Origin of the sequence: Serratia sp. 506_PEND, from assembly GCF_001076875.1 — a bacterium.
In the GTDB taxonomy this organism is placed as follows: Bacteria; Pseudomonadota; Gammaproteobacteria; order Enterobacterales; family Enterobacteriaceae; genus Serratia; species Serratia marcescens.
Genome location: NZ_JVEL01000350.1, coordinates 1 through 5,323, shown reverse-complemented (window position 1 = coordinate 5,323; position 5,323 = coordinate 1). Strand labels below are relative to the sequence as shown.

General features: G+C 57.7%; 8 protein-coding genes. All 8 read left to right on the top strand.

From position 1 onward, the window contains the following. Positions 1–82 precede the first annotated feature (82 nt). A complete protein-coding gene (gene tnpA, locus ADK28_RS31490; protein WP_049191698.1) occupies positions 83–412 on the top strand; it encodes an IS66 family insertion sequence element accessory protein TnpA in 330 nt (109 codons plus the stop codon). Beyond that, positions 406–744 (top strand): IS66 family insertion sequence element accessory protein TnpB, encoded by a 339-nt coding sequence (tnpB, locus tag ADK28_RS11395; RefSeq protein WP_048795397.1) that lies wholly within the window; start codon positions 406–408, stop codon positions 742–744. The genes tnpA and tnpB overlap by 7 nt, the downstream gene beginning before the upstream one ends. Before the next feature lie 64 nt (positions 745–808). After that, positions 809–2,311: an IS66 family transposase gene (tnpC, locus tag ADK28_RS11390; RefSeq protein WP_048795398.1), complete on the top strand. Its 1,503-nt coding sequence runs from the start codon at positions 809–811 to the stop codon at positions 2,309–2,311. A 55-nt stretch (positions 2,312–2,366) separates the two neighbouring features. Next, positions 2,367–2,942 carry a hypothetical protein gene (locus ADK28_RS11385; RefSeq protein WP_239686237.1) on the top strand — a complete coding sequence of 192 codons (576 nt, stop codon included), beginning with the start codon at positions 2,367–2,369 and terminating at the stop codon, positions 2,940–2,942. Between the two features lie 166 nt (positions 2,943–3,108). Beyond that, positions 3,109–3,927, top strand: coding sequence for a DUF932 domain-containing protein (locus ADK28_RS11380; RefSeq protein ID WP_048795696.1), 819 nt, complete (start codon positions 3,109–3,111; stop codon positions 3,925–3,927). A 270-nt stretch (positions 3,928–4,197) separates the two neighbouring features. Next, complete coding sequence (locus ADK28_RS11375; protein WP_048795695.1) at positions 4,198–4,683, top strand: antirestriction protein; 486 nt, start codon at positions 4,198–4,200, stop codon at positions 4,681–4,683. Between the two features lie 18 nt (positions 4,684–4,701). Then, positions 4,702–5,181, top strand: coding sequence for a RadC family protein (gene radC / locus ADK28_RS11370; RefSeq protein ID WP_048795694.1), 480 nt, complete (start codon positions 4,702–4,704; stop codon positions 5,179–5,181). Positions 5,182–5,194: 13 nt separating this feature from the next. Further along, on the top strand, positions 5,195–5,323 hold a 129-nt coding region (locus tag ADK28_RS30040), incomplete at its 3' end, for a DUF987 family protein (RefSeq protein ID WP_152929691.1).

Below are 5,323 nucleotides of genomic sequence, written 5' to 3'. Positions count from 1 at the left end.
GTAAGCACGCGGTGAACTCACATTGTTAATCCTTGTGCGACTCGGCACGCTTGAACCTCATGTTCACTACGCAGGTTCCCCCATGCCAAAATCTCGCCATACCCTCCAACAACAGCAGCAACATGTCGCCGACTGGCAATTCAGCGGCCTGTCCCGCACTCAGTACAGCCTGCAACACCATCTCAATGTCAAAACCTTTTGCAACTGGGTCGGCAAGTGGACCAAAATCCCAACGTCACCGGCCGCTGAACCCCCTTTTATTCCGGTGACTGTTGCCCCTGAAGAGGCACCGCTATCCCTCCCCAACATAGACCCGCATATGCCCGCCATTACCCTGAATTTAAAACGGTGCTCCATCACCTGCCAGCCCAGCCAGTTGCCGGCCATCATGGCGGAGCTCAACCTATGCTAATGCCTCATGCCATCTGGCTGGCCCGTGAGCCGACCGATATGCGCCGGGGTATTGATACCCTGACCCGGCTGGCCGATGAACACTTGCCCTCGCCCTTACCGCCGGGAACCGCGGTGGTTTTCTGCAACAAGGCACGCTCACGCATCAAAGTGTTGCAGTGGGACAAGCACGGCGTCTGGCTGTGCACCCGCCGGTTGCATCAGGGCCACTTCACCTGGCCCCGCCCCGGGGATACCGCCTGGCCGCTGACGGCAGAGCAGTTCGCCTGGCTGACCAAGGGGGTAGACTGGCAACAGGTTGAGGGGCTTGACCTGCCGGGCTGGGAAACCTGAGACGTTAAACGTTAACGTCATGATATGACGTGATTATCACCGTCCGTTATGTCAAGCTGCTGATATGGATATCGACGCGCTGTTTACCACACAAGATCCCCATGAGTTACGTGTCCGGGCTCTGGCCCTGCTCGAAGCTCAGGCTCACTACATCCAGGCCCTGGAAGACGCGCTGAAGGCCGGCCGTCGCTGGCGCTTCGGCCGCAAGAGTGAAGCCTTCCAGGGCGAACAGCGGAGCCTGGCGGAAGAGGATGTCGATGCCGACACCGCCGACCTGGAACAGCAGTTGGCGGCGGTGTTACCGGCAGGCAAGGCGCTCCCTGGCACACCGCCCAAACGCCAGCCATTGCCGCCAGAGTTATCCCGTGAAACGGTCCGTCTTGACCTGAGCAGTCATGACTGCCCCGACTGCGGGCACGCCCTGCGCCCCCTGCGTGATGAGGTGAGCGAACGGCTGGAGTACATTCCGGCTCGGGTGGTGGTGCATCGCACGGTGCGCCCGCACTACAGCTGTCCCTGCTGTGAAACCGTCCATACCGTTCCCTTACCGCCTCAGCTTATCGAAAAAGGCCAGCCCGGTCCGGGGTTGTTGGCCCAGGTCACCGTAGCCAAATGCAGTGACCATCTGCCGCTATACCGTCAGCAGAAAATCTACCTGCGTCACGGTATCGATATTCCCTGCAGCACGCTGGCTGGTTGGTTCGGTGCGGTGGGGGCGGCACTGAAGCCACTGGCCGACGCCCTGCGGCAGGACCTGCTGCAGCAAGCGGTACTGCAGGCGGATGAGACACCGTTACTGTTGCTCAATCCCGAAAAAGGTCACAGCCAGAAGGGGTATCTGTGGGCCTACGTCAGCGCCGCCGGGGCAGACAGGGCGGTGGTGCTGTATGACTGCCAGCCGGGCCGCAGTGGCACCTATGCCAGCGCGATGCTGGATAGCTGGCAGGGTACGTTGGTCGTGGACGGCTATGCCGGTTACCGGGCGCTGTTCGACGAAGGTAGCGTGAAGGAAGCCGGCTGCTGGGCGCATGTGCGTCGGAAGTTCTTCGACCAGCACAAGGCGAACGGCAGTCCGGTGGCAGAAATCGCCCTGGCCACTATCCGCGAGCTGTACAACCTGGAGCGACGGATAAAGCAGCGCCCGGCAGAACAACGACGACGATGGCGACACCGTTATGCCAAACCGCGGTTGAAGGCGTTCGAAAGCTGGTTACAGGTGAAGCAGCAGAAGACGGCACCAAACTCGGGGATACGCAAGGCCATCGACTATACGTTGAAGCGATGGGCGGCGTTACTGGTCTATCTGGAGGATGGTCGGGTACCGATAGACAACAACCGGGCGGAGAACGTGATACGTCCGGTGGCGGTTGGGCGCAAGAACTGGCTCTTCGCAGGCAGTCTGCGAGCGGGTCAGCGAATGGCGAATATCCTGAGTCTGCTGGAGACGGCAAAGCTGAACGGTTTGGAGCCGTATGCCTGGTTGCGTGATGTACTGACGCGGTTGCCGTCGTGGCCGAACCGGCGGTTGAATGAGCTGCTGCCGTACGCCGGCAATACCTTCCGTTAGTCCTCTGAAAATCCAAAACACAAACTCACCTTGCAACGCAAGGTGAGTTCACCACGTGCTTACTCTCAATTTTCTGTATCAACCCGCAGAACATCGTGTGACGGGTTATTATTTCGATGGCCAGGGGCACTGGGTGGGGCAGCCAGGCCCTGAAGCCATCAAATTGCTTCGTGGGAGTGAGGCTGCCGCGCCGATCATTCAGCCGGTGGCAGCCTCCCCTGATGCCCCACCACCCAATACCATCTGGACATTTACCGGTGAGGGAGGCAAGACGCTTTGGCAGGCCTGCGGCGGGCAAAACAGCGGTTGCGCAATCATTGCCAACACGAAGTATTACGTGGCGGTCCTGAACCATCAATCCGCGCGAGGGTGTGCGTTCGGTGATTTTTATATCGTCGCCCGCGACACCGCTACCTGGCAACAGTACGAGACCGGCACCTGCAGCCCCGATGCGTGGATACGAAAAGGTACCATCAGCCACGGGCAGTACCTTTCCGTCGACATCGGCGTGAACAACACGCTGGTACAGCAGTACCCCATCGGCTACTGGTCAATGAAAAAGGAATTCTCCGGTAAGAACCGTCCTTCATGGGATAAGGCTAAGGCCAACGCTAAACAATCACAGCAATAAGTCCGTCTTCAGTTTCTGCGGATAATCCACTTCGCTGGCTGGCAGAACAGCACAGCTATCGCTGATAACAGCAATGGGTCAATCATAAAACAATTCACTCTCAGGCCATGCCTCCTTCGGGACGCATGGCCTTTTCCTTTTATGTCATTTCAGTCAGGAGTTAATCATGAAATTAGCCAGCCGCTTTGGGTCCATAAACCAGATACGCCGCGACAGACCGTTAACCCGTGAAGAGCTGATGCAGGTGGTGCCCAGCGTCTTCGGGGAAGATAAACATGCATCCCGAAGTGAAAAATACACCTTCATTCCCACCATCACCCTGCTGGAGAACCTGCAACGCGAAGGGTTCGAACCTTTCTTTGCCTGCCAGTCACGCGTACGCGACCCAGGCCGTCGCGAACACACGAAACATCTGCTGCGTCTGCGCAAATCAGGGCAAATCACCGGTCAACAGGTCCCGGAGATAATCATTCTGAATTCTCACGGTGGCGAGTCCAGCTTTCAGTTACTTCCGGGAATTTTCCGAAGCGTGTGTACCAACTCGCTTGTCTGCGGGCAGTCATTTGGCGAAATCAGAGTTCCGCACCGGGGCAATGTGGTGGAAAAGGTGATTGAAGGCGCTTACGAAGTGCTCAGCGTTTTTGAGAAGGTCGAAGAGAAGCGTGACGCCATGCAGTCGCTGCGGTTACCACCACCCGCACAACACGCCCTGGCGAACGCCGCACTGACGTACCGCTTTGGAGAAGAGCACCAGCCGGTGACCGCCACGCAGATACTGACACCACGTCGCTATGAGGACCGGCAGGACGACCTGTGGACCGTTTATAACCGCATTCAGGAGTCTTTGCTCAAAGGTGGTCTGAGCGGACGGACCGCACAGGGAAAACGCACCCACACCCGCGCGATTAACGGCATAGAGGGTGACGTTAAATTAAACAGGGCGCTCTGGGTGATGGCGGAAAGTCTGCTGGAGACGCTGAAGTAGTGCCGCGTATTCCCGATGGCGTGATTCAGGTGGCGCCATATCCGCTTTCACTGCCCCACCGGACAGGTTGCCGCTCCGTCTCTGACGACGACCTGTGCGCCTGGTGCTCACACCTTCTTTATCGTCCCGGTGAGCTCAGCCTGTGCAGCTTAATTCTTCCTGAAGGCCACTGGCCATCACGCTGTGATGAAGATGGCTATGCGCAGTCCTGCCCGTCACTCCTGCTGAATCTGCATCCCCAACCCGATAAATAAACAAGGAAAAGCTAACATGACCGATATTATTAACCTTAACGACACCCCCCCGTTACAACCACAACCTGCCGGTGCAGGTTCTGCACCAGCGCTGACCGCTACGCTCGTTCCGGACGAACAACGCCTCAGCTTCTGGCCGCAGCATTTCGGCAGCATACCGCAGTGGATAATCCTCGAACCTACCGTCTTCGCCTGGATGGACCGCTTCTGCACAGACTACAACGGCGGCATCTGGCAGTTTTATACCCTGAGCAACGGCGGTGCGTTTATGGCCCCGGAAGCTGACGATGACAGCAACGAGTCCTGGTCGCTGTTCAACAGCATGAACGGTAACGGCGCTGAACTCAGCGCTGAAGCCGCCGGGATTGCCGTCTGTCTGATGACTTACAGCCACCACGCCATGCGCACCGAATGCGACGCCATGACGGAGCACTATTATCGCCTGCGGGATTACGCGCTCAACCACCCGGAATGTAACGCCATTATGCACATCATAGACTGAAACACAGGATACCCCACAATGAATACCCCCTTATCTCCCACCCTCACTGCACTCCCGTTACCCACACAACGCACCATTCAGCGCGCGCTGGCGCTGCTGGAACAACACCTGCGCAAGCCAGGCGAGTCATTTACATCACCTGAGGCGGTTCGCCACTGGCTACGCCTGCAGATGGCCGGGCTGGAGCGTGAAGTGTTTATGGCGCTTTACCTGGACAACCAGCACCGGTTACTGGCTCATGAAACGCTCCTCACCGGCACGATTAACCAGACGCAGGTTCATCCCCGCGAAGTGGTGAAATCCGGTCTGAAGCATAACTGCGCCGCTGTCATTGTGGCGCATTGCCACCCGTCAGGGCTTGCCGAACCCAGCAATGCCGATCGACAGATAACAGAGCGTCTTAAAAAGGTGCTGGGCATGGTCGATATCCGCCTGCTGGACCATCTGGTGGTGGGTGGAATGGATATCGTCTCGTTTGCTGATAGAGGCTGGTTATAGAGGGAAAACAGAGATGAAAATTATCAGTAAACGCCAGGCAATGGCGATTTACCGCCAATATCCGCAGTCCCGCCTGTTTCGCTTCTGCACCGGAAAATATCAGTGGTCCGGCAGCGTCTGCCACTACTACGGTCGAAAAGTC

What these genes read in the sequence shown, in the direction of transcription:
- radC (WP_048795694.1), top strand. Translation starts at nt 4,702, where the DNA reads ATGAATACCCCCTTATCTCCCACCCTCACTGCACTCCCGTTACCCACA.
- tnpC (WP_048795398.1), top strand. Translation starts at nt 809, where the DNA reads ATGGATATCGACGCGCTGTTTACCACACAAGATCCCCATGAGTTACGT.
- tnpB (WP_048795397.1), top strand. Translation starts at nt 406, where the DNA reads ATGCTAATGCCTCATGCCATCTGGCTGGCCCGTGAGCCGACCGATATG.
- ADK28_RS11375 (WP_048795695.1), top strand. Translation starts at nt 4,198, where the DNA reads ATGACCGATATTATTAACCTTAACGACACCCCCCCGTTACAACCACAA.
- ADK28_RS11380 (WP_048795696.1), top strand. Translation starts at nt 3,109, where the DNA reads ATGAAATTAGCCAGCCGCTTTGGGTCCATAAACCAGATACGCCGCGAC.
- tnpA (WP_049191698.1), top strand. Translation starts at nt 83, where the DNA reads ATGCCAAAATCTCGCCATACCCTCCAACAACAGCAGCAACATGTCGCC.